The organism is Luteibacter sp. CQ10, from assembly GCF_040900725.1.
Lineage (GTDB): Bacteria > Pseudomonadota > Gammaproteobacteria > Xanthomonadales > Rhodanobacteraceae > Luteibacter.
Map to the genome: position 1 here is coordinate 517,701 of NZ_JAEUYM010000003.1, position 22,295 is coordinate 539,995.

Genomic DNA, 22,295 nt, shown 5'->3' on the forward strand with positions numbered 1-22,295 from the left:
CCGCCGCGACCATGGCCGGGGAGGGAGAGCGATGAACTGGGCCGACTACGTCATCCTGAGCGTCCTCTTCATTTCGGTCTTGATCGGCCTCGCCCGGGGCCTCATCTCCGAGGTGCTGTCGCTGGTGATCTGGGTGGTGGCGTTCTGGGCGGCGTGGACCTTCGGGCCCGTGATCGCCCAGCGTCTCGAATCGTCCATCTCGCTGCCCATGGCGCGGGTGGGCATCGGTTACGGCCTGTGCTTCGTCGGCGTGCTGGTGATCGGCGGCATGGTGCGCTTCCTGATTTCGCGGCTCGTCGCCCGCACGGGCGTGGGCGGTCCGGATCGCCTGTTCGGCATGGTGTTCGGCCTGGTGCGGGGCGTCCTCATCGTGAGCCTCGTGGTGTTCATGCTCAATTTCACGCCGCTGCCCAACGACCCGTGGTGGCGGCAATCCGCGATGCTGGCCCAATTTGCCGGGCCGGCGGAATGGCTGGGTCAGCAGGTGCCGCCGAACGTGCGCGGCTACCTGCATCCCCCGGCGGCCCTGCAAAACATTAAAATGCCCGACGTCCAGCTCCCGAGCCGGGACGACCTGATGAAGCTCCGCGACCTGACGATCCCCAGCCAGTCGCCGAAGCAACCCCCCAACACCGATCAACCGGCCGGCTCATCCACCTCGGCCTCCTTGTAGGAAGACACCTCCCATGTGCGGAATCATCGGCATCGTCGGTACCACGGAAGTGGCATCGGCCCTGTATGACGGCCTGACCGTCCTGCAACACCGCGGGCAGGATGCCGCCGGCATCGCCACCGTGGACGGCGCACGCCTGCGCCTGCACAAGGGCGCGGGGCTGGTCCGCGATGTCTTCAACTCGGCCGGCGTGAGCAAGCTGCGCGGACGCATCGGCATCGGCCATTGCCGTTACCCCACGGCGGGCTCGGAAGGCACCGAGGAGGCGCAGCCGTTCTACGTCAACTCGCCCTACGGCATCGCCTTCGCGCACAACGGCAACCTCGTGAACACCGAGACGCTGCGTCGCGAGATGTTCGAGGACGATCGTCGCCACATCGATACCGACTCCGATTCCGAAGTGCTGCTCAACGTGCTGGCGCACGAGCTGCAGGTGGACGACCGTGGCGACCTCACGCCCGACCACGTGTTCACCGCGGTATCGCGCGTGCATGCCCGGGCCAAGGGCGGTTACGCCTGCATCGCCCTGGTGCTCGGCTATGGCCTCATCGCGTTCCGCGATCCCAACGGTATCCGTCCGCTGGTGCTCGGTGAGCGCGTTACGCCCGAAGGCCGCGAATACGCCATCGCTTCCGAGTCGGTGGCCCTCGACGTGCTCGGCTTCAAGCGCGTGCGCGACATCGAGCCGGGCGAGGCGGTGATCGTCACCGAGGGCGGCGAACTGCACGCACGCCGTTGCGCCGAAGGCGCGGTGCATGCGCCGTGCATCTTCGAGTACGTCTACCTCGCGCGTCCCGATTCGATGATGGAAGACGTCTCGGTCTACAAGGCACGCCTGCGCATGGGCGAGAAGCTGGCCGAGAAGATCCTCCGTGAGCGCGGTCCGGATCACGGCATCGACGCGGTGATTCCCATCCCCGACACCTCGCGTACGGCGGCCAGCTCGCTGGCACAGGCGCTGGGCGTGCCGATGCGCGAGGGCCTGGTGAAGAACCGCTACGTCGGCCGCACCTTCATCATGCCGGGGCAGGGCGAGCGGGTGAAATCGGTGCGCCGCAAGCTCAACACGGTCGAACTCGAATTCCGCAAAAAGAACGTGCTGCTGGTCGACGACTCCATCGTGCGCGGCACCACGTCGCGCCAGATCATCCAGATGGCCCGCGATGCCGGTGCGAAGAACGTCTACTTCGCGTCCGCCGCACCGCCGGTGCGCTTCCCGAACGTCTACGGCATCGACATGCCGGCCGCCTCGGAGCTGATCGCCGCCGGCCGCACGGTGGAAGACATCGAAAAGGCCCTCGGCGCCGACTGGCTGATCTACCAGGATCTCGACGATCTGATCTGGGCGGTGTCCGACGGCAACGAGGACCTCAAGACGTTCGACACCTCGTGCTTCTCCGGCGAATACGTCACCGGGCTCGATCGCGACTTCCTGGAGCAGCAGGAGGCCATGCGCTCGGATTCGGCCAAGAACGAACGCCGTAGCGCCTGAGGCCGGGCGGCCGTGATGCACGATCTCCACGCGGCCGCCCGCCGTTGCCTCGAGGCGGCCGATCCCGCCGAGAAAGTGAGGCTCACCTTCGATACGTGGCAGGCCCTTCAGCAGGGCCTGTTGCAACCGGATGCCGCTTCGCCCGACGCGCTCCCCATCGGCTTGCCGGGACGGCCCGGGCGACCACGCCTCGTATCGCCGCGGGATCTGTCACAGCGTGGCCTGGGTTCGCCGGAAGGTCGTGCCGCGCTGGTGCATGCCATCGCGCACATCGAATTCAACGCCATCGACCTGGCCTGGGACGCGGTGTACCGTTTTCGCGGCAAGCCGGATGCCTACTATCGCGACTGGGCCTCGTGCGCCAACGACGAGGCGCGGCATTTCACGATGCTCTCGGGGCGATTGGCCGAGCTGGGCCACGCCTACGGCGATTTCGACGCGCACAACGGCCTGTGGGACATGGCCGAGAAAACCGCGCACAGCGACACGGCGCGCATGGCGTTGGTGCCGCGTGTGCTCGAAGCGCGCGGTCTCGACGTGACGCCGGGCATGATGGAACGGCTGCGCAAGCAGGGCGACGAGCGCACGGTGGCGATCCTCGAAGTGATCCTGCGCGAAGAGGTGGCCCACGTGGCTGCCGGCACGCGCTGGTTCCACCATTGCTGCGAGCGTGATGGCATCGAGCCCGAGGCGACGTTCGCGCAGTTGCTCGCCGATTACATGAACGGTTCGCTGCGCGGGCCGTTCAATCTCGATGCGCGGCGGGAGGCGGGGTTTTCCGAGTCGGAGCTCGCGTGGTTGGGTACGTTGGGGTGACCTGCACGAGCCGATGAGGCGCGATCGCTCCCTCGTGCGCAAGGCGCTGGGTTCCTGCCTGCGCAGGAACGACGTGAGGTGAGTTTGCAGGTAACGGCAAACGTCGCACTCGCCGCGCCAGCGTACGCGTGCAGGACGTGAGGTGGGTTTGCAGAGGGTGGTGAATCGTGTAGCTCGTCGTTCCTGCGCAGGCAGGAACCCAGCGCCTTGCGTCCGAGGAAACCTCAGTGCGCCATCGGCTTTCGCCTAAGGCAGCGTCAGCCCACTCAATTCGACGGCATCTCCATCGATCCGCAACACCGACCCATGGTCGTACCAGTCCCCCAGCACGATGCGTTGCGCAGGCATGCCGTCGAGCGTGAAGTCATGCACGGCCGGTCGATGCGTATGCCCGTGCACGAGGCGATGCACGCCCGCATCGCGCATGGTGTTTTCCACCGCGCCCTGGTTCACGTCCATGATCGTCTCGTCGATGCGACCGGTGCGCGACTTGCTGTCGCTGCGTGCCTTGGCGGCGAACGCCCGGCGCGCTTCGAGCGGCATCGAAAGAATCTGCTGTTTCCACGCGTCGGTACGCACCTGGGCGCGCACGGCCTGGTATTCGACATCGTCGGTGCACAGCACGTCGCCGTGCATGAGCAGGGTGGGCGTGCCCTCGATATCGTGCACGGTGCCGTCGTCGAGCAGGGTCATGCCCGCGCGTTCGGCGAAAGCGTGGCCCAGCAGGAAATCGCGGTTGCCCACCATGAAGTACACGGGCACGCCGGTGTCGCGGAGCGCGCGAGTGGCATGGGCGATGCGCGCGGGGAGTTCGGCGTCGTCGTCGTCGCCGATCCAGGCTTCGACGAGGTCGCCCAGGATGTAGAACGCACTGGCCGAACGCGCCTCGTCGGACGCGAGGTAGTGCTCGAACAATTCGGTGATCTGCGGACGCGCCTCGTCCAGGTGCAGGTCGGCGATGAACAGCGTGCTCATGCGGCCTTCGGCTTGTCGGCCTTCTTCTTCGGCGCGGTCGCGGGTTTGGCCGTGGCGGGCGCGGCGGGTGACTTGCTGGTCGAGGCGGCGGCCGGGGCTGCCTTTTCCTCGCCCACGACGCTGGCCGAGTCGATGACCACCAGCGGGTTGGGTACGTCGCCCACGAAGGGGCCCTGCGCTCGCGTGGGCAGCTTGGCGATCTTGTCGATGGTGTCCATGCCGCTGACCACCTTGCCGAACACCGCGAAGCCCCAGGTGAGGCCGCTCTGGTTGCTCACGTAATCGAGGCGGCGGTTGTCCACGAGGTTGACGAAGAATTGCGACGTACCCGAATTGGGATCGGCGCCACGCGCCACGGCCACCGTGCCGCGCAGGTTGGACAGGCCGTTGTCGGCCTCGCTCGGAATCGGCGCGCGCGTGCGGCGCTGGGTGAGATCGCGGCTGTAGAGGCCGCCCTGCACCATGTAGCCGTCGACCACGCGGTGGAACACCGTGCCGTCGTAGAACCCGTCGCGCACGTACTGGAGGAAATTGGCGGCGCTCTTGGGCGCTTTCTCCGGGTACAGCTCGATGGTGAAGTCGCCCTGGGTGGTGTGCATGACGACCCGGGGATGTTCCACCGGCCCCTGCGCCGCGGCTTCCGGTTTGGCTGCCTGTTGCGCCGGCGCGATGCCGGGCAGGGCGAGAAGGAGGGCGGCGAAAGCGGTTCTGAGCATGGCGGACCGGCGATGACGGCAGGACAATTCCGCCATGATACCCCCCTTTGCTCCGAATCCCCTGAACCCGTTCATTCGCTGACGATGTCCAGCTCCAGCCCGAGTTCGGCCATGGGCTCGCGTTCCTGTTCGAGGTCGGCCTCGGTCAGCGGATGCTGGTCGAGCCAGTCGGCGGGAAGCGAGATGCGCAGGCGCTGTCGCGTGGCCGCCACGCGGATGCGCGGCAGGGCCTCGGCGCGGCGCGCGCGGCGAAACAGCACACCCAGGCGGAGGATGGCCGTGATGTGCCGGGCCAGTGCGCGATAGCGCGCCGGCAGGGCGGTGATCACCGATTTCTCCGGCTTGCGACGATGGGATTCGACGATGGCGGCGAGCAGTTGCTGTTCCTGCCGCGAGAAACCGGCCAGGTCGGCATGTCGCAGGATGTACGCGCCGTGCCGCTGGTGCTGGCTGTGTGCGATGGCGAGGCCCAGCTCGTGCACGCGTGCCGCCCAGAGCAGCCACTCGCGGGCGTCGTCGTCGAGCTTCCATACCTTGGCGAGCTGGTCGAAGAACGACAGCGCCGTGGTCTCGACGCGCCGTGCCTGTGCGCGATCGACCCCGTAGCGGCCGGCCAGGGACTCGATGCTGGCCATGCGCGGGTCCGTACCGGCCGAACGGCCGATGAGATCCCACAGCAGGCCTTCACGCATGGAGCTTTCGGACACGCGCAGGCGTTCGATCCCCAGCGCCTCGAAGGCCGCTTCGAAAATCGCCACGCCGCCGGCGAACACTTCCGCGCGATCCTCGGCGAGGCCCGGCAATTTCAGCGTGGCCGACGATCCCTGCTCGATGAGCGCTTCGCGCACCGCGGCCAACGCGTCGGGCGTAATGCCGTCGTCGGAGAGCTTCATCGCGCGCACGACGGAGCCGATGGCCTTGGCGGTGCCCGACGAACCGTAGGCATCGGCCCAGCCGGCGTCGCGATAATCCTCGGAGAACTGCTGCAGGAGCACGCCGATTTCGCGGCGGGCCTTCTGCCATCGCTTGCGGGTGATCTTGCCGCCCGGAAAGAAGCGCAACGTCGTGGCGATGCAGCCCACCTGCACGCTTTCGGTGAGCATCGGCGATGTGCCGCGCCCGATGATGAACTCGGTGCTGCCGCCGCCGATGTCGATCACCAGGCGGTGGTCGCGTGACGCGGGCAGGTCGTGCGAGGCGCCGAGGAAGATCAGGCGACCTTCCTCGCGTCCGGAGACGATTTCGACCGGGTGGCCCAGCGCGGCTTCGGCGGCGGACAGAAACGCATGCGGCGAGGCGAGCCGGCGCACCGTATTGGTGGCCACCGCGCGCACGTGCAGGGCGGGAATCCCGGCGATGCGTTGGCCGAAGCGGGCGAGGCTCGCGAGGGCGGCCGCGCGATGGTTCGCATCGAGCGTGCCGTCGGGGCGCAGGCCCACGGCCATGCGCACGGAGTCGCGCAGGCGGTCGATCACCCGGGGCTCGCCGTGTTCGTAGCGGGCCACCACCATGTGAAAGCTGTTGGAGCCGAGGTCGACGGCGGCGAGCAGTTCACCGTCGTTGATCTGGGACTTACCTGATGTGGGCAAGGGAAATATCCGCGGCAGGTTCTGAGGGGATTCTGTCATGCATGCGGAGAAGATGGCATAGCCCTACGTCGCACCGGCGCAGGCCGATGCCTGCCGCCCCGGTGTTCGTGCGGGCGACGGACTACGACCCGGAGGCCTTGCCGTGGGCGCCGGCCTGCGTCGGTGCGACGGTCCGCTTGCGGGGTTTGGGCATGGCCGAGAGGGCGAAGAGCAGGATGCACAGGAAACCGAAGACCCAGTAATCCGTCGGCGCGGGCCCCCACCAGTGCCGGTGCCAGGGCACGTTCGCTGGGTCGAAGCGGGCCAGGCCGAAAGCGGGGTTCAGGATGAACCACAGGCCATCCTCCGCGACCCAGAACAACATCACGCAGGCGACGATGCGCACCTGCGCCCGCCAGCTCCAGAAGCCGCGAAAGATCATCGGGAAGTGAAAGAACAGGGCGATGAAGGGAAAGACCCAGGCGTGGTAGCCGGTCATCGGGCGGCCGCCCCAGAGGAGATCGAGCAACCAGTGGTTTTCGATGCGCCAGGTGGGCAGGCTCGTGGCCCAGCCGTGCGGTCCTTCGATCTCGACCTCGACGTGGGCGAAAAAGAAGGCCAGCAGCAGGGTGAACCCCGCGGTCGCCAGCACGGCGGCCACGCGGCGGCGTGGCGAATGGCTCATGAAGCGTCCAGCCGGGCCAGCACGGCGTCGATCACGCTGCGTGCCGCGTGCGGCCGCCCGATGGCGCGCGCCCGGGCGGCCATGGCCGCGAGACGGCCCGGCTCGTCGCGCAACTCGCGCAGGCGCCAGCCAAGGGCGACGCCGTCGATGGCCTTCCAGGCCGCGCCTTGCTCGAGCAGGTAGTCGGCATTGCGCTCCTCCTGGCCGGGAATGGGCGCGTTGACGATCATGGGCAAGCCCATCGCCAGGCATTCGGATGTCGTCAGGCCCCCCGGCTTGGTGATCGCCAGGTCGCTGCACGCCATCAGCCGCTCCACGTGATGGGTATAACCCTGGGGAAACAGGCGCCCGGCGTGCCTGGTGGCGGCGAGATGCCGCAGTCGTTCGAGCATCTCAGCGTTGCGGCCGGCAAGCACCACCAGTTGGAACCCGTCGGCGGAGGCGAGCAGGGTATCGGCCAGCGTGTCGAGCGCGCCGACGCCCGCGCCGCCCCCCATCACCAGGTAGGTGGGCATGGCCGGATCGAGGCCGAACGCGTTGGCGAGCGCATGGCGGTCGTGCGTTTCGGCAAACGCGGGCATCACGGGAATGCCCGTGGTATGCACGCGATCGGCGGGCAGGCCCACCGCACGCATGCGGTGGGCGATCTCAGGACTGGCGGCGAAGTAGCCCGCCATCTCCGGTACCACCCACATGCGGTGCAGGTCGAAATCGGTCACTTGCAGGTATACCGGCGCCTTGACGCGTCCCTTGCGGATCTGCCGCATGAGCATCTCGGCCGGAAGGAAGTGCGTGCAGACGATGGCGTCGGGCGCGAAGTCGGCGATGGCCGCACGCAGCCGGTGCGTGTTGAGCCGCTCGATGGTGCGGCGCATGCGCTGGGTGATGGCTTCGGGGCGAGTGTCGTCGGTGATGCGGTAGAGCATGCCCCACAGGCGCGGATAGTGCGTGATGAGGCCCAGGTAGAAATCGGCGTAGATGCGCCGGAAGCTCGAAGGCACGTAATCCATGACGTCGAGGTGGCCGGCCTCGACATCCTGCCCCTCGGCGGCCAACGCCTTGACGGTAGCATCGAGCGCATCGGCCGCGCGCACGTGGCCGGCTCCGGCGGACACCGACAGGAGCAGGATGCGCCGTGTCACCCGCAGTATCTGGCCAGGAGCGCCTGCTGGGCGCTATGGGGTGCCTCGCCGGTGGCCGGTTCGCTGCGCGTGTAGCGGCCGTCGGCGCCGAGCAACCACGCCTGCGTGTTGTCGCGCAGGTAGTTGTCCAGCGTCTCGGCGTATACGCGCTCGGCCAGCGCGGGTTCGAGGATGGGCACGCCGATTTCGATGCGGCGCATCAGGTTGCGCTCCATCCAGTCGGCGCTGGCGCAGTACAACTCCGGCTCGCCGTCGTTGGCGAACCAGTAGACACGGCTGTGTTCGAGGAAGCGGCCGACGATCGAGCGCACGCGGATGTTGTCCGACACGCCGGGGATGCCGGGACGCAGCGTGCATGCGCCGCGGATGATGAGGTCGATGCTCACGCCCGCGCGTGAGGCGCGATACAAGGCTTCCACCACGTGCGCTTCGTTGAGCGCGTTGAGCTTGGCGACGATACGGGCGGGACGGCCGGCCTCGGCGTGCGCGATCTCGCGTTCGATCTTGCCCATCACGCTGCTGTAGAGGGTGAAGGGCGAATGCAGCAGGCGCTTGAGCTGGATCATCGGGCCCAGGCCCGAGAGCTGCTGGAACACCTTGTGGATGTCCTCGCCGATCTCGGGGTTGGACGTCATCAGGCCGATGTCGGTGTAGCCGCGGCTGTTGCCGGCGTGGTAGTTGCCCGTGGACAGGTGCACGTAGCGGCGCAGCGTGCCGGCTTCGCGACGCACGATGAGCAGCATCTTGGCGTGGGTCTTGTAGCCCACCACGCCGTAGACCACCTGCACGCCAGCCTCCTGCAGGCGGTTCGCGAGGCCGATGTTGGCTTCCTCGTCGAAGCGCGCCCGCAGTTCGATCACCACGGTGACGTCCTTGCCGTTGCGCGCGGCGTCCACCAGCAGGTCGACCAGCGGGGAGTCCTTGCCCGCGCGGTACAGGGTCTGCTTGATGGCCAGCACGCCGGGATCCTGCGCGGCGCGGCGCAGCAGTTCGACCACCGACGCGAACGATTCGTAGGGATGGTGCATCAGCACGTCGCGCGTGCCGAGCACGTCGAACTCGTTCACGCCCTTGCCGAAGGCGGGCGAAAGGCGCGGGGTGAATCGCGGGTATTTCAGTTCGGGCCGGTCCACCTGGTCGTAGATCTGGCTGGCGCGGATGATGTTGACCGGGCCCTCGCAGCGGTAGACGTCGGCATCTTCCAGCTGGAAGTTCTCGATCAGCATGTCGGTGATCGCACGCGGGCAATCCGCGCCCACCTCCAGTCGCACGGGACGCGCGTAGCCGCGACCGGCCAGCTCTTCGCTGAGCGCCTGGGCGAGGTTCTCGACCTCGGCCTCCTCGACCACCAGCTCGCTGTTGCGGGTGACGCGGAACTGATGGCTGGCGCACACCTCGAAGCCCGGGAAGATCTCGTCGGCGAAGGCCTGAAGCACCTCGGCCAGGAACACGAAATCGCCGTCGACGCCGGAAACTTCCTCGGGCAGGTGGATGATGCGCGGCAGCGAACGCGGTGCGCGCACCAGCGCCATGTGCCCTTCGCGACCGAAGGCGTCGCGACCCTTGAGCACCACGGCGAGGTTGAGCGTCTTGTTGAGGATGCGCGGGAAGGGATGCGCCGGATCGAGTCCCAGCGGGGAAAGCACCGGCATGATCTCGTTCTGGAAATAGCCCAGCAGCCAGCGCCGCTGCTTGTCGGTCCAGCGGTCGTGGGTGAGGTAACGGATGCCTTCGTTCTCGAGCGCGGGACCGAGCTCGTCGCGCCAGATGTCGTAAAGCTCGGCCACCAGGGCCAGTGCCCGCTCGCGTATGCGGGTGAGGATTTCGCCGGACGCCAGGCCATCCGCGCCGGGCAGGGCGGCGCCCAGCGCGTGCTTGTGCTTGAGCACGGCCACGCGCACTTCGAAGAACTCGTCGAGGTTGTTGCTGACGATGGTCAGGAAACGAAGACGTTCGAGCACCGGCACGTCGGGGTCACGCGCCTGGGCCAGCACGCGGAAGTTGAATTCCAGCGCGGCCAGCTCGCGGTTGATGTAAAGCTCGGGTGCGTCGAGGTCGACGGTGGCGCTCATGTGCTGCTTTTTTCCTTTCATGGCGGCCGATGGTGGCGCATCGGTCATCATGCCGGAAAGCGGCGTCGCAGCAAGTCGTCGGGATGCCCGCGCCATCCGGTTACTGCTGCGCTCCCGCGATCGCCGCTTCCAGCGGATGCGATCCGTGCACGAGGCGGTCGGGGCCGAAAACGCAGGCGAAGGTCGATCCCTTGCCGGGCTCGCTCTCGATGGACAGGCGCGCCTGGTGCAGGTTGAGCACGTGCTTGACGATGGACAAGCCCAGGCCGGTGCCGCCCGAATCGCGCGAACGGCTCGAGGACACGCGGTAGAAGCGCTCGGTGAGTCGGGCGATGTGCGCGGCCGGGATGCCGAAGCCGGTGTCCTGCACCGAGAACGTGGCGCCGTCGCTGGCCGAGGGCGCCCAGCGGATGGCGATGCGGCCGCCGGTGGGCGTGTAGCGCACGGCGTTGCTCACCAGGTTGGAGAACGCGCTGTGCAGGTCCTTGGGCGAGCCGAGCAGGTCGGCCGACGAGGCGATGTCGAGGGTGACGGTATGGCGGCCCTGGCTGAGCGCCTCGGCTTCCTTGCGCAGGCTGGCCAGCAGCGGGCTCATCTGCACGTGTTCTTCCGCCACGTGGTCCTGGGTTTCCAGGCGCGAAAGGGTAAGCAGGTCTTCGACGATCTGGCCCATGCGCTTGGACTGCGCGCGCATTTCGTCGAGTACGGGCGCCAGTTCGGGCACGTCTTCCGGATCGAGCAGCTCCAGGTAACCGTGGATCACGGTCAGCGGCGTGCGCAGTTCGTGCGAGACGTTGGCGACGAAGTCGCGACGGATCTGTTCCAGGCGGGTGAGGTGGCTCGTGTCGCGGGCCAGCAGCAGGCGCTGCCGGCTGCCGAACGGCAGCAGGGTGGCCGTGACGTGCCGATTGGGATGGCCCGGCGAGGTGACGTCGTTGAGCGGTTCGCGCGCACCGTCGGCCCACCAGTCGTTGAGGTCGGTGTTGCGTAGCAGGTCGCCCATGAGCCGGCCCCGGTCGCGCGGACGCTTCAGGCCCAGCAGCTCCTCCGCCGCGTGGTTGAACCAGCGGACGTGCTGCGAGTGGTCCAGCAGGACCACGGCGTCGGGGAGGGTCCCGGCCGCGCTACGCAGGTCGCGCAGTCGGGAAGCGATACGTCGGGTGCGGGTCATGAGACGGTCATGCTCGGGATGGGGCGTGGCAGGCGTTTGCAACATTGGCCCCGGCTTATGACGAAACAGCGACAGCAGCGCGACGATTTCGACGACGGCGACCACCGCCACGCCCGTCGACATCGAGCCTGCCGCCGCGCCCGCCAGCGCGCCCAGTGCGAGCAGGGCGGCGCAGGCGGCGGGCCATCGCCAGGAAGTCGGGAAAGGTTGGGGCATGACGGATCGGCCGGTGTCGGTCTGGTGGATCGCACCATAGCGCGACCGCGACGTGACAGCCTAGGGCCGCTCCGCCGGCCTCAGGTATTGGCGGAGAAGCGGTAGCCCGCGCCGCGGACGGTCTGCACCATCTCGTCGAGCTTCCAGGGCTCCAGCGTCTTGCGCAGGCGGCGGATGTGCACGTCGACGGTGCGTTCTTCGACGTACACGCTGCCGCCCCAGACGTGATCGAGCAACTGGGCGCGCGAGTAGACGCGTTCGGGGTGGGTCATGAAGAAAAAGAGCAGGCGATATTCGGTCGGGCCGATAGGCACGGCATCCTCCCCCGCGAACACGCGATGGGCGGGGCCGTCGATGCGCAATCCGCCCAGCTCGACCACGCCCGAGCCGTCGTCGCCCTGGCTGCGGCGCAGCACCGCCTTGATGCGGGCGATGAGCTCGCGGGTGGAGAAAGGCTTGATGACGTAGTCGTCGACGCCGGCCTCGAGACCGTTGACCCGGTCCATCTCCTCGCCACGGGCGGTGAGCATGATGATCGGGATCTCCCGCGAGAGCTCTTCGCGGCGAAGGCGCCGGGCCAGTTCGAGTCCGCTGGTGCCGGGAAGCATCCAGTCGAGCAGGATCAGGTCGGGCACCCGCTCGGAAATGGCCATCTGGGCGGCGCGGGCGTCGGCGGCGTGCGCCGCGTCCATGCCCGCCTTGCGAAGCGCGAAGGCGACCATGTCGCGAATCGAAGCTTCGTCTTCCACGATAAGAATGCGCTTGTGCACGCGTTTGGCCGCTCGGTGGCTGTGACCGTCATATTGCAGCCCCGCTCTGTTACACGGCAATGACAATCGTCACACGGACGTCTCAAATTGCAATGAGAGTCGTCGAAAACATGGGAGCCGGCCTCCGGCGACCGTGGGAACGTGCCGTAAACGGGCTATCGCCGACGACGCAGGCCCCCCCCCAGCCCACGGCGCCTAGTTCTGCGTACGGCCGTCCGGGTTGTCGTCGGTGGCCACCCGCTTCTTGCGCAGTTCGAGCAGCAGGGGGGTGAGGTCGGCGATGCGGGCCTGGATGCGCGAGCGCTGGTAGTAGTCGAGGTCGTCGCGCTTGAGCAGGCGCTTGAGCTGTTCCATCGCGTCGAACGGCCGGCCGGCCAGGTAGGCCCCGTCGGCGTAGGCCTCGGCGGCGCGCACGGTGTCGCCCGAGCGTTCGCTGGCCAGGGCATAGGTGCGGTAGAAGTCCGGGTCGTCGCTGTCGTCGAGCATGGGGCGCAGCATGTTGGCCGCGACGCGGGCGTCGTCGGCCCGCCCGGTACCCGCCAGGGCCTTGGCGTAGCCAAGGGTGATGGCGTTGTTGCGCGGGGAGTTGGCGTGGAGATCCTTGTAGATGGCCATGGCGTCGCCGCTGCGGCCGGCATCCATGTAGGCGTCGGCCATGGCCAGGCGCAGCACCAGGCTGCCCGGCTGGCTGGCGAGCAGGGGTTGGAGCTGGTCCAGCGCCTGGCCGCCACGGTTGGTGCGGATCAGCGCCAGGGCGTAACCGTAGCGGTTGGCCGCGGTATCGAAATCGTGGCGCTTCAGGTTGGTGGCGTAGAAGCTGGCGAGTTGGCGCGCGTCGCCGGAGAGGACACGCACCCGCTCGCGCATGAGCGCATAGGTGTCGGCGGCACTGTTGGGTTTCACTTTCGAGGACGCCACCACCAGGGTGGTGGGATCTTTCACGAACAGCACCGGCGCGGTGCTCTTTTCCCACGTGGCCTTGTCCAGCGTGGGCTGGCGCGGACGATTGGCGATGCGCTCCTTGAGCGCGCCGGCGCGGGCCTTCGCGTCGCTGATGCGGGCCAGGGTGACCGGGTGGGTCTGGAGCAGCGCGGGCAGGGCCTCCTCGCCCTCGCCGACGCGCAGGGTGTCCTGCATGCGACCGAAGAAATCGGCCATGGCGTCGGGATCGAAACCGGCGTTGGCGAGCGTCTGGATACCCACGCGGTCGGCCTCGATTTCGTCCTTGCGCGTGAAGTTGATCTGCCGCTGGGCCAGGATGCCCTGGCCGCCCATGAGCACCGCGGGCGCGGCATCGGCACCCGCGCCGCCGGCGCCGGCCGCGATGGCGCCCAGGAGCACCAGGGCCATCAACGGGGCGTCCTTCTTGGAATCCTCGAAGGCGCGGTAGAGGTGGTTCTGGTTGATGTGGCCGATTTCGTGGGCGATGACGCCGGCCAGCTCGCTCTCGCTGGAGGTGATGTCGATCAGCCCCGCGTTCACGCCGATATAGCCGCCGGGGGCGGCGAAGGCGTTGATCTGGTTGTCCTTGACGATGAAGAACTTGAAGTGGTCCTTCGGGCGCTCGCTGGACGCCACGAGGCGGAAACCGAGGTCGTTGATGTATTGGTCGACCAGGGCGTCGTCGACGGTCAGGTCGAGCGCGTGCATCTGGCTGAGCATCATCGCCCCGTACTGGTCGGCTTCGCGGGGGCTGATCAGGGCGTTGGCCGAGCTGCCCAGGTCCGGCAGGCGGATGTTGTCCTGCGCGCCCACGGCGAACGTGGCGGCGGCGCTGGCGGCAAGCAGGGCGAGTCGTGGCAGGAGAGGGCGCATAGAGCGGACGACGATACCATTAGCGGACGGCGGCACGGCCGGCGGGGCTTGGACAGCGCGCCGCCGCACGGGTTCGCTTGCCTTGTAAAATCGCCCCCGCGGCGCCATTTTGCGCCTATCGACGTTCAGAGAAACGGTCTCCATGTCCACGCCCGACATCACCATCTATTCCACCGCCGTCTGCCCCTACTGCGTAGCGGCGAAGAACCTGCTCAAGGCCAAGGGCCTCGGGTGGAACGAGGTCCGCATCGACACCGATCCGGCCCAGCGCGACGTCATGCTCCAGAAGAGCGGCGGACGCCGGACCGTGCCGCAGATCTTCATCAACGGCACCCACGTGGGCGGCTTCGACGACCTGGCCGCCGCCGACCGCAGCGGGCGCCTCGCCGAGATCCTCGAGGCGGCCCACTGATGGCCGGCAACGATCGCGTGGAAGAGTTCACCGCGTTCCGCAAGCGGATGAACGAGCGCATCCTCGCCGAGGATAACCAGGTGGTCCGGCGCTTCTTCGCGCTGGACACGCAGACCTATCGCGAAGGCGCGCTCGACGTCAAAACCAAGGAGATGCTCGGCCTGGTCGCCTCCATGGTGCTGCGCTGCGACGACTGCATCAGCTACCACGTGGCCCAGTGCAAGGAAGCCGGGGTCAACCGCGACGAGTTCTTCGAGGTGTTCAGCGTGGGTCTCGTGGTGGGCGGCTCCATCGTCATCCCGCATTTGCGCCGCGCGGTCGACTTCCTCGATTCGCTCGAAGGCGAGGGTCCGGCCGACAAGGCCGCCTGCGCCGACCATCCGGGGGCCTGAGACCCCGGTATCCTTGAAGGAAGCGGGGTGGATCGCCGATAATTGGGCGATTTTATTCCCCCCGCGCACGTTTTTCGCGTGCGCTCCCCGCTTTCCTTCAGGAGTATCCCCATGAGCAAGACCATTGCCGTGATCCCCGGCGACGGTATCGGCCCCGAGATCATGGACGCGACCATCCGCGTCCTCGACGCCCTCGACTGCGGCCTGACCTACGACTACGTGGACGCGGGCATGGTCGCGCTCGAGAAGCACGGCGATCTCCTGCCGCAGGCCACGATCGACGCCATCGCCAAGCACAAGGTCGCCCTCAAGGGTCCGCTGACGACGCCGATCGGCGGCGGCTTCACCTCGATCAACGTCACCCTGCGCCGCAAGTTCGACCTCTACGCCAACGTGCGTCCGGCCATCAGCTTCCCGGGCACCAAGGCGCGCTACGACAACATCGACATCATCACGGTGCGTGAAAACACCATGGGCGCGTACATGGCCGAGGGCCAGACGCGCGAGGGCGAGGGCGAGAACGAGGTGGCCGTGTCGGTCATCCGCAACACCCGCCCGGGCATGGAGCGCATCTGCCGCTACGCCTTCGAGATGGCCCGCCAGAAGGGTCGCAAGAAGGTCACGGCCGTGCACAAGGCCAACATCATGAAGACCTCGTCGGGCCTCTTCCTCGACGTGGCGCGCGAAGTGGCGAAGGATTTCACGGATCTCGAATTCAGCGAGATGATCGTGGACAACGCCTGCATGCAGCTGGTGATGAATCCTTACCAGTTCGACGTGATCGTCACCACCAACCTGTTCGGCGACATCCTCTCCGATCTCTGCGCCGGCCTGGTCGGCGGCCTGGGCCTGGCCCCGGGTGCCAACATCGGCAAGGACGCGGCCATCTTCGAAGCCGTGCACGGTTCGGCTCCGGACATCGCCGGCCAGAAGAAGGCCAATCCCTGCGCGCTGCTCCTCGCCGCGGCCGACATGCTCGATCACCTCGACATGGTCGCCAAGGCCACGCGCCTGCGCGCGGCGATCAGCGACGTGATGAACGCCCGCGACCGCACCACGCCGGACGTCGGCGGCACCGGTACCACCGATACCTTCGGCGACGCGATCGTCGAGCGGATCAAGGCCACGGCCTGATGTACGAAAAGCCCCGCGGATGCGGGGCTTTTTTTGGGATGTCGCTCGATGCGGACCGAGGCTCTGGGTTCCTGCGTACGCAGGAACGACGAGCTACAAGATTCACCGTTACGCCGAAGGTTTCTTGCCTCGTTGCAGCGCATGCAGGAATGACGAGCTACGAGATTCACCGTTACGCCGAAGGTTCCTTGCCTCGTTGCAGCGCATGCAGGAACGACGAGCTACGAGATTCACCGTTACGTCGAAGGTTCCTTGCCTCGTTCCAGCGCATACAGGAACGACGAGCTACAAGACTCATCGTTACGCAAAAGGTCCTCACGTCGTTCCTGCGCACGCAGGAACCCAGGGCGAGGCGGGCGGTTTTCGCGATTACCCTCGCACGAACGGGTAAGGCGCCAGGAAGATCACCCATATCGCCACGACGATCCCGATGTACTTCAGTACGCGAAACAGCTTCGGATTCGACTTCTTGAACCGCCGCGTACGCTCGCGCCCCCGCTGGTTCAGCGCGAACATGCGATTGACGAAACCCACCTGTTCCTTGCCGTCGTCGCTGTTGGGCGAGGCGGTGATCGAGCCCATGAATGCCCCCACGCGCTTATTGATCGCGTTCATCACGCGGCTTTTCAGCGGACGCTCCACGTCGGCGAACAGGATCACGCGGGTCTGGTCGGTGCGGTTCTCGGCCCAGTGCACATAGGTTTCGTCGAAGACGACGTCCTTGCCATCGCGCCAGGCGTGCATTTCGCCGTCGACGAAGATGCGGCAATCGTCGGAATTGGGCGTGATCAGGCCGAGGTGGTAGCGAAGCGAACCGGCGAAGGGATCGCGATGGGGATTGAGCTTGCTGCCAGGCGGCAGCAGGGCGAACATCGCCGCCTTCACGCTGGGGATGGCGTTGAGCAGCTTCACCGTTTCCGGGCAAAGGGTTTCGGCCGAGGCGAGCGGCTCGCCGTACCACTTCAGGTAAAAGCGCTTCCAGCCTTGCTTGAAGAACGAATTGAACGACGCGTCGTTGTGTTTCTCGGCCGCGCGGATGAAGCCCTCATCGAACAGGTGGGTGGCTTCCTCGCGGATTTTTTCCCAGTTGTTCTGCAGCAGGTCGAGTTGGGGAAAGCCGCGGCGATCCAGGATGGGGCGTGCCGGCACGGCGGAAAACGCGTACATCAGAAGGTTGTACGGCGCGAAGATGGCCGAGTGGTCCACCAGCTGGCGATCGAAGCGCAGGCGCGAGCGGCCGCGCAGGTGTACCAGCAGCACGCAGAGCGTGAACAGGATCAGCACGTAGAGGACGATGAAGCGGGGTCCCAGGAAATTCATGGTGTCGGACTCGGCATGGGCAGGCGATACGTGAGGCCGGAAGCCGTGCGCATCAACGCCTCATAGGATACTCCTGCCTCAGTGGCCTAGCACGTAAGCCGCGCCGCCGCCGGGCTTCCAGGCCCTCCCGAAAGCCTTGTTCACCCAGGTACTTGCGGCACGGACAGCCGCCTGCGGCGATTTACCCCTGGCCAGGTGGGCCGCCACGGCCGAGGCGAGCGTACAGCCGCTGCCGTGGCCTTCGAAGGGGTGGCGAGGGTGGCGGATCTCGGTGACGCCCGTTTCGTCGTAATAACGATCGATCACCTCATTGCCCTTCGCATGCCCACCCTTGAGCAGGACGCCGCGCGCGCCGAGGGCGAGGAGATCGGCGCCGGCTTCGTCGATGGCACGGCCGATGGATCGGCCGAGCAGGGCCTCGGCCTCGGGCAGGTTGGGCGTGAGGATGTCGGCCAGCGGAACGAGGCGGTCGATGAGGGCTTCGATGGCGTTCTCATCGAGCAGGCGTGCGCCGCTGGTGGCGATCATCACCGGATCGACCACCAGCCAGGCGGGTTGGCGCCTGCGCATGTCGGTCGCCACGAGCCGGGTGGTGGCCGCGCTGCCGAGCATGCCGGTCTTTACGGCGGCGATGGGAAAATCGGCGAAGACGGCGTCGATCTGGCTGCGTACGTGGCCTTGCGGAAGCGGGTGCACCGCGGTGACGCCGCGGGTGTTCTGCGAGGTAACCGCGGTGATGGCGGTGAGGCCGTGGGTGCCGAGCGAGTGGAAGGTTTTCAGGTCGGCCTGGATGCCGGCGCCGCCGCCGGAGTCGGAGCCGGCGATGGTCAGGGTGTTGGGTTTATTCGTAGGTTGCATGGTCGCAAAAGCCGTAAACCGGGGCGCTGGGTTCCTGCGTGCGCAGGAACGACGTGAGGTGTTTTGGCGCGCAACGATGAATCTCGCAGCTCGTCGTTCCTGTGCACGCAGGAACCCAGGGCGACCACGTTCCTGCAACTAGGTGAGCTCGGGATAAAGATCGCGCCACTGCGGATTCTCCGCCTCGATCAGCTCCAGCTTCCAGGCTCTTTTCCATCGCTTGATCTGCTTCTCGCGCAAGATCGCCGTTTCCATCGTCGAATGCGTTTCGAACCATACGAGCCGACTCACGTCATGACGGGAAGAAAATCCATCGACGAACTTCTCGCGATGTTGCCAGACGCGTTTGACGAGATGGCTCGTCACGCCGACGTACAGCGTACCGTTACGGCCACTCGCCAAAAGATAAACACACGGAATCCTTTCCACATCCTACCCTCCAAGAAAAAGACGCGGGCCTCATGCCCGCGTCTCCTTCCGACCTTACAACGCTTCGGACGCGAAATCCGCCAGCCTGGACCGCTCGCCGCGCCGCAACGTGATGTGACCCGAATGCGCCCACATCTTGAACCGGTCGACGGCATACGTGAGGCCCGACGTGGTCTCGGTGAGGTAGGGCGTATCGATCTGTTCGACGTTGCCCAGGCAAACGATCTTCGTGCCCGGGCCCGCGCGCGTGATCAGCGTTTTCATCTGCTTCGGCGTGAGGTTCTGCGCTTCGTCGATGATGAGGTAACGGCTGAGGAACGTGCGGCCGCGCATGAAGTTGAGCGAGCGGATCTTAACCCGCGAGGCGAGCAGGTCGTTGGTGGCCTGGCGCCCCCACGATCCGCCTTCCTCGGGGTTGGCCAACACCTCGAGGTTGTCGGTGAGCGCGCCCATCCAGGGAGTCATCTTTTCTTCCTCGGTGCCCGGAAGGAAGCCGATGTCTTCACCGACGGAGACCGTGGCGCGGGTCATGATGATTTCGCGGTAACGCTGCTGGTCCATCACCTGCGCCAGGCCCGCCGCCAGGGCGAGAAGCGTCTTGCCCGTGCCGGCGGTGCCCAGCAGCGTGACGAAATCGACATCGGGGTCCATCAGCAGGTTGAGCGCGAAGTTCTGCTCGCGGTTGCGCGCCGCGATGCCCCATACGCCATGCGCGGCGTGGGTGTGGTCGTCGAGCAGCACCAGCCGCGCGCGGCGGGCATCCTCGTCGCCGTGGATGTCGAGCACGCGCAGTTCCACGTCGTTCTCGCCGGGCATGTAGAGGCATTGGTGCGGATACCAGTCGTCGCCTTCATGGACGTCCACCTCGTAATAGGTGCGCCCGCGCTCGTTCCACGAACGCACTTCGGGATGGCGATCCCAGAAATCTTCGGGCAGGGGATCGGACCCGGTGAACAGCAGGGCGAAGTCGTCCAGCGCACGGTCGTTCTCGTAATCTTCGGCATCGATGCCGAAGATCGAGGCCTTGATGCGCAGGTTGATGTCCTTGGTGACCAGGATCACCGGGCGATCCGGGAACTGGTCGCGCAGGTCGATCACCGCGGCGAGGATCTGGTTGTCGGCCTTGCCGTTGCCGTGGCTGGCGCGTTGCTGGAAGAACAGCCGACCCATGGCGCCGCGCTTGAGCTTGATGCCTTGCGGGTTGGTCAGCTCCAGGCCGTCTTTCAGGTGGCCGCCGCGCTCGATCAGTTCGTTGATGAAGCGGCTCACCTGGCGACCGTTGCGAGAGACTTCCGAACCGCCTTTCTTCTTTTCGTCGAGTTCCTCCAGCACCGTCATCGGGATGAACACGTCGTGCTCCTCGAAGCGGAACAACGACGTCGGATCGTGCAACAGCACGTTGGTATCGAGGGCGTAGATGCGCTTGCTTCCGTTCATGCGGAAGTGACCTCATGCGGAGGTTGCGAAACCCGGTCGAGGCTCGACCGGGGGAGGGTGCCGCGTGACGCGGTGACCGTCACGCGGAGGGGACACTCTCGAGCACGGCCTGGGCATGGCCGGGGATCTTGATGCCACGCCATTCGGCGGCGAGCTTGCCGTCGGGGCCGATGAGGAAGGTGCTGCGCACGACGCCCATGTAGCGCTTGCCGTAGAGCACCTTCTCGTGAATCACGTCGAAGGCCTTGCACCAGGTTTCATCGGCGTCGGACACCAGCGGAAACGGCAGTTCGTGCTTGGCGGCGAAGTTGGCGTGGGAGCGCACCGAGTCGCGCGACACGCCGATCACCTCGGCGCCACGCTTGCGGAACTGATCGTAGAGATCGCGGAAATCCTTCGCCTCGTTGGTGCAGCCCGGCGTGTTGTCCTTGGGATAAAAGAACACCACGATCCATTGGCCGGAGAGGGAGGAGAGCGACAGGGTGCCGCCGTCGCCGAGCTTGCCTTCGAGTAGGGGAATCTTCTTGCCCTTGCCGATCATGCGTGCCTTTTTATGTGGTCAGAATTTCACCGGATCCATGATGGCGTCGAGATTGAGGCCATCGCACAGCTCGAGGAAGTCGTCGCGCAGCGCGGCGATGTGCGTTTCGGACGGAATGCCGATCGTGATCTGCGCCTGGAACATCTCGGCGCCGGTCTGCATCGCCTGGTAGCGCATCGAGGAGAGCTGCTCCACGCTGATGTCGCGGCGTGAAAAGAATTCGATGATCTTCACCAGGATGCCCGGACGGTCGGCGGCGATCACCTCGACCAGGTAGGGAAGCAGGTGCGCGGTGGGTTCACGCGGCGCCGTGCGGTAATGGACGATCTGCAGGTCTTCGTCGCGGCCGAGCTTGCCCAGCGCGGTTTCGAGCTTGGCCACGGCATCCCATGCGCCGGAGGCGAGCAGCATCACCGAGGTGTCGTTGCCGATGGTCGAGACGCGGGCATCGGCCAGGTTGCAGCCGGAGTCGGCGATGCGCTTGGCCAGCGCGAGGATCGGCGCGCGATGCGCCGGTGAGAGCGTCGAGATGAGGAGCTGGTTGTCGGTGGCGACGCTTCGTGCTTCGGAACGATTCAAAGGCTTTACTACCCATGGCGCGACCCGCGGGGCGCGGGGCGTCGCTACGGGCCCGAGCTTACCGGGGGCCGTCCCGGGCCCGCAAGGGCGGTGGCGCCCTACCGAGAAAATCGGCCGAATGGACGTGCCGGTAGCGCCCCGGTAACATACGAAACGCTGTCTACTCAACGGGTTTCACCTTGGACATCTCCGGAAGCATCACCGCGCTGGCGACGCCCTTCGCCGCCGACGGGTCCCTCGATCTCGCCGCGTTCGGCCGGCTGCTCGACCAGCAGTTGGCGGGCGGTACGCAGGCCGTGGTGGTCGCGGGCTCGACGGGCGAATCGCACTTCCTCGAGCACGACGAATACGATCGCCTGCTCGCTTTCGCGGTGAAGCATGTCGGCCGGCGCATCCCCGTCATCGCCGGCACCGGCGAGGCGGGCACGGCGAAAACCATCGCCACCACGCGCCGCGCGAAAGAGCTCGGCGCCGACGCGGCCCTGGTCGTGGCGCCGTTCTACGTGCGTCCCACGCAGGAAGGCCTTCGCCGCCATTTCCTCGCCGTGGCCGACCAGGGCGGCCTGCCGGTGATCCTCTATAACGTTCCGCCGCGCACGGGCTGTGACATCGCGCCCGAGACGGTCGCCGTGTTGCGCGAACATCCGGCCATCGTCGGCATCAAGGAGGCCCGGGGCGACGCGGAGCGCATTCGTGCCCTCGCGGAACTTGTGCGTCCGGATTTCGTCTACCTCAGCGGCGACGACAACACGGCTCACGAAGCCATGCTGGCCGGTGCCGCGGGCACCGTCTCGGTGGTGGCCAACCTCGTGCCGCAGGCTTTTCGCGAGTTGTGCGACGCCGCCCGCCAGGGCGACGCCGCGCGTACCGCGCAGGCCGCGGCGCGATTGGCTCCCCTGATCGACGCCCTGAACTGCGCGCCCAATCCCATCCCCGTCAAGGCCGGCCTGGCCGCGCTCGGGTTGGGGGCGGCGGCTCCGCGCCTGCCCCTGGTCGAACTCGAACCCGGCGCGGCGCTGTCCCGGGTGCGCGAAACGCTCGCGGCTCTGGCACCATTGGCGTCCGCCGCCTGAAGCCATTCC

General features: G+C 66.8%; 22 protein-coding genes. 7 read left to right on the forward strand and 15 right to left on the reverse strand.

Annotated elements, in window-relative coordinates; genetic code table 11:
- The first annotated feature begins 31 nt into the window (after positions 1 to 31).
- From JNG39_RS15450 to JNG39_RS15460, 3 genes are read left to right on the forward strand one after another with little or no spacing between them, the layout of a single operon-like run.
- Positions 32 to 673 carry a CvpA family protein gene (locus JNG39_RS15450; protein ID WP_368312740.1) on the forward strand — a complete coding sequence of 214 codons (642 nt, stop codon included), beginning with the start codon at positions 32 to 34 and terminating at the stop codon, positions 671 to 673.
- Between the two features lie 13 nt (positions 674 to 686).
- Positions 687 to 2,165 (forward strand): amidophosphoribosyltransferase, encoded by a 1,479-nt coding sequence (gene purF / locus JNG39_RS15455; protein WP_368312742.1) that lies wholly within the window; start codon positions 687 to 689, stop codon positions 2,163 to 2,165.
- A 15-nt stretch (positions 2,166 to 2,180) separates the two neighbouring features.
- Positions 2,181 to 2,981, forward strand: a complete 801-nt coding sequence (locus JNG39_RS15460) for a ferritin-like domain-containing protein (RefSeq protein WP_368312744.1) — start codon at positions 2,181 to 2,183, stop codon at positions 2,979 to 2,981.
- 246 nt (positions 2,982 to 3,227) lie between these two features.
- Here the strand turns inward: JNG39_RS15460 and JNG39_RS15465 are convergent, their stop codons facing one another.
- From JNG39_RS15465 to JNG39_RS15505, 9 genes are all read right to left on the reverse strand, one after another.
- Positions 3,228 to 3,956, reverse strand: coding sequence for a UDP-2,3-diacylglucosamine diphosphatase (locus JNG39_RS15465; RefSeq protein WP_368312745.1), 729 nt, complete (start codon positions 3,954 to 3,956; stop codon positions 3,228 to 3,230).
- A complete protein-coding gene (locus JNG39_RS15470; RefSeq protein WP_368312747.1) occupies positions 3,953 to 4,672 on the reverse strand; it encodes a peptidylprolyl isomerase in 720 nt (239 codons plus the stop codon). Before JNG39_RS15470 ends, JNG39_RS15465 begins: the two co-directional genes overlap by 4 nt.
- A 71-nt stretch (positions 4,673 to 4,743) precedes the next feature.
- Positions 4,744 to 6,261, reverse strand: a complete 1,518-nt coding sequence (locus tag JNG39_RS15475; RefSeq protein ID WP_368312748.1) for an exopolyphosphatase — start codon at positions 6,259 to 6,261, stop codon at positions 4,744 to 4,746.
- Positions 6,262 to 6,382: 121 nt separating this feature from the next.
- Positions 6,383 to 6,925, reverse strand: coding sequence for a hypothetical protein (locus JNG39_RS15480; protein ID WP_368312750.1), 543 nt, complete (start codon positions 6,923 to 6,925; stop codon positions 6,383 to 6,385).
- Positions 6,922 to 8,067, reverse strand: a complete 1,146-nt coding sequence (locus JNG39_RS15485; RefSeq protein WP_368312751.1) for a glycosyltransferase — start codon at positions 8,065 to 8,067, stop codon at positions 6,922 to 6,924. Before JNG39_RS15485 ends, JNG39_RS15480 begins: the two co-directional genes overlap by 4 nt.
- Positions 8,064 to 10,160 carry a polyphosphate kinase 1 gene (gene ppk1 / locus JNG39_RS15490; protein WP_368312752.1) on the reverse strand — a complete coding sequence of 699 codons (2,097 nt, stop codon included), beginning with the start codon at positions 10,158 to 10,160 and terminating at the stop codon, positions 8,064 to 8,066. Before ppk1 ends, JNG39_RS15485 begins: the two co-directional genes overlap by 4 nt.
- Before the next feature lie 79 nt (positions 10,161 to 10,239).
- Positions 10,240 to 11,355, reverse strand: a complete 1,116-nt coding sequence (gene phoR, locus JNG39_RS15495) for a phosphate regulon sensor histidine kinase PhoR (protein ID WP_368312842.1) — start codon at positions 11,353 to 11,355, stop codon at positions 10,240 to 10,242.
- Between the two features lie 251 nt (positions 11,356 to 11,606).
- A complete protein-coding gene (phoB, locus tag JNG39_RS15500; RefSeq protein WP_144910472.1) occupies positions 11,607 to 12,296 on the reverse strand; it encodes a phosphate regulon transcriptional regulator PhoB in 690 nt (229 codons plus the stop codon).
- A gap of 195 nt (positions 12,297 to 12,491) precedes the next feature.
- Positions 12,492 to 14,111: a M48 family metalloprotease gene (locus tag JNG39_RS15505; RefSeq protein ID WP_368312753.1), complete on the reverse strand. Its 1,620-nt coding sequence runs from the start codon at positions 14,109 to 14,111 to the stop codon at positions 12,492 to 12,494.
- A gap of 142 nt (positions 14,112 to 14,253) precedes the next feature.
- Between JNG39_RS15505 and grxC the strand changes: the two genes are divergently transcribed.
- From grxC to JNG39_RS15520, 3 genes are all read left to right on the forward strand, one after another.
- Positions 14,254 to 14,523 carry a glutaredoxin 3 gene (gene grxC / locus JNG39_RS15510; RefSeq protein WP_247367446.1) on the forward strand — a complete coding sequence of 90 codons (270 nt, stop codon included), beginning with the start codon at positions 14,254 to 14,256 and terminating at the stop codon, positions 14,521 to 14,523.
- Complete coding sequence (locus JNG39_RS15515; RefSeq protein WP_247367440.1) at positions 14,523 to 14,915, forward strand: carboxymuconolactone decarboxylase family protein; 393 nt, start codon at positions 14,523 to 14,525, stop codon at positions 14,913 to 14,915. Before grxC ends, JNG39_RS15515 begins: the two co-directional genes overlap by 1 nt.
- Before the next feature lie 111 nt (positions 14,916 to 15,026).
- Complete coding sequence (locus tag JNG39_RS15520) at positions 15,027 to 16,049, forward strand: isocitrate dehydrogenase (RefSeq protein ID WP_247367439.1); 1,023 nt, start codon at positions 15,027 to 15,029, stop codon at positions 16,047 to 16,049.
- Between the two features lie 369 nt (positions 16,050 to 16,418).
- On the opposite strand, the gene JNG39_RS15525 is transcribed toward JNG39_RS15520, so the two are convergent.
- The 6 genes from JNG39_RS15525 to JNG39_RS15550 all read right to left on the reverse strand — a co-directional run bounded on the left by JNG39_RS15525 (position 16,419) and on the right by JNG39_RS15550 (position 21,213).
- Positions 16,419 to 17,369, reverse strand: a complete 951-nt coding sequence (locus tag JNG39_RS15525; protein WP_368312754.1) for an aspartyl/asparaginyl beta-hydroxylase domain-containing protein — start codon at positions 17,367 to 17,369, stop codon at positions 16,419 to 16,421.
- Positions 17,370 to 17,447: 78 nt separating this feature from the next.
- The gene (thiD, locus tag JNG39_RS15530) at positions 17,448 to 18,227 is read right to left on the reverse strand and encodes a bifunctional hydroxymethylpyrimidine kinase/phosphomethylpyrimidine kinase (RefSeq protein ID WP_368312755.1); all 780 of its coding nucleotides are present in this window, start codon (positions 18,225 to 18,227) and stop codon (positions 17,448 to 17,450) included.
- Positions 18,228 to 18,365: 138 nt separating this feature from the next.
- Positions 18,366 to 18,656, reverse strand: a complete 291-nt coding sequence (locus JNG39_RS15535; protein WP_368312757.1) for a GIY-YIG nuclease family protein — start codon at positions 18,654 to 18,656, stop codon at positions 18,366 to 18,368.
- A 54-nt stretch (positions 18,657 to 18,710) separates the two neighbouring features.
- Complete coding sequence (locus JNG39_RS15540) at positions 18,711 to 20,093, reverse strand: PhoH family protein (RefSeq protein WP_247367435.1); 1,383 nt, start codon at positions 20,091 to 20,093, stop codon at positions 18,711 to 18,713.
- A 79-nt stretch (positions 20,094 to 20,172) separates the two neighbouring features.
- Positions 20,173 to 20,634, reverse strand: coding sequence for a peroxiredoxin (locus tag JNG39_RS15545; protein WP_368312758.1), 462 nt, complete (start codon positions 20,632 to 20,634; stop codon positions 20,173 to 20,175).
- An 18-nt stretch (positions 20,635 to 20,652) separates the two neighbouring features.
- The gene (locus tag JNG39_RS15550; RefSeq protein ID WP_368312759.1) at positions 20,653 to 21,213 is read right to left on the reverse strand and encodes a glycine cleavage system protein R; all 561 of its coding nucleotides are present in this window, start codon (positions 21,211 to 21,213) and stop codon (positions 20,653 to 20,655) included.
- Positions 21,214 to 21,392: 179 nt separating this feature from the next.
- On the opposite strand from JNG39_RS15550, the gene dapA reads away from it, so the two are divergent.
- Positions 21,393 to 22,286: a 4-hydroxy-tetrahydrodipicolinate synthase gene (gene dapA, locus JNG39_RS15555; protein WP_368312760.1), complete on the forward strand. Its 894-nt coding sequence runs from the start codon at positions 21,393 to 21,395 to the stop codon at positions 22,284 to 22,286.
- Positions 22,287 to 22,295: the final 9 nt, after the last annotated feature.

What these genes read in the sequence shown, in the direction of transcription:
- JNG39_RS15450 (WP_368312740.1), top strand. Translation starts at nt 32, where the DNA reads ATGAACTGGGCCGACTACGTCATCCTGAGCGTCCTCTTCATTTCGGTC.
- purF (WP_368312742.1), top strand. Translation starts at nt 687, where the DNA reads ATGTGCGGAATCATCGGCATCGTCGGTACCACGGAAGTGGCATCGGCC.
- JNG39_RS15460 (WP_368312744.1), top strand. Translation starts at nt 2,181, where the DNA reads ATGCACGATCTCCACGCGGCCGCCCGCCGTTGCCTCGAGGCGGCCGAT.
- JNG39_RS15465 (WP_368312745.1), bottom strand. Translation starts at nt 3,956, where the DNA reads ATGAGCACGCTGTTCATCGCCGACCTGCACCTGGACGAGGCGCGTCCG.
- JNG39_RS15470 (WP_368312747.1), bottom strand. Translation starts at nt 4,672, where the DNA reads ATGCTCAGAACCGCTTTCGCCGCCCTCCTTCTCGCCCTGCCCGGCATC.
- JNG39_RS15480 (WP_368312750.1), bottom strand. Translation starts at nt 6,925, where the DNA reads ATGAGCCATTCGCCACGCCGCCGCGTGGCCGCCGTGCTGGCGACCGCG.
- ppk1 (WP_368312752.1), bottom strand. Translation starts at nt 10,160, where the DNA reads ATGAAAGGAAAAAAGCAGCACATGAGCGCCACCGTCGACCTCGACGCA.
- phoR (WP_368312842.1), bottom strand. Translation starts at nt 11,355, where the DNA reads ATGTTGCAAACGCCTGCCACGCCCCATCCCGAGCATGACCGTCTCATG.
- JNG39_RS15505 (WP_368312753.1), bottom strand. Translation starts at nt 14,111, where the DNA reads ATGCGCCCTCTCCTGCCACGACTCGCCCTGCTTGCCGCCAGCGCCGCC.
- grxC (WP_247367446.1), top strand. Translation starts at nt 14,254, where the DNA reads ATGTCCACGCCCGACATCACCATCTATTCCACCGCCGTCTGCCCCTAC.
- JNG39_RS15515 (WP_247367440.1), top strand. Translation starts at nt 14,523, where the DNA reads ATGGCCGGCAACGATCGCGTGGAAGAGTTCACCGCGTTCCGCAAGCGG.
- JNG39_RS15520 (WP_247367439.1), top strand. Translation starts at nt 15,027, where the DNA reads ATGAGCAAGACCATTGCCGTGATCCCCGGCGACGGTATCGGCCCCGAG.
- JNG39_RS15525 (WP_368312754.1), bottom strand. Translation starts at nt 17,369, where the DNA reads ATGAATTTCCTGGGACCCCGCTTCATCGTCCTCTACGTGCTGATCCTG.
- thiD (WP_368312755.1), bottom strand. Translation starts at nt 18,227, where the DNA reads ATGCAACCTACGAATAAACCCAACACCCTGACCATCGCCGGCTCCGAC.
- JNG39_RS15540 (WP_247367435.1), bottom strand. Translation starts at nt 20,093, where the DNA reads ATGAACGGAAGCAAGCGCATCTACGCCCTCGATACCAACGTGCTGTTG.
- JNG39_RS15545 (WP_368312758.1), bottom strand. Translation starts at nt 20,634, where the DNA reads ATGATCGGCAAGGGCAAGAAGATTCCCCTACTCGAAGGCAAGCTCGGC.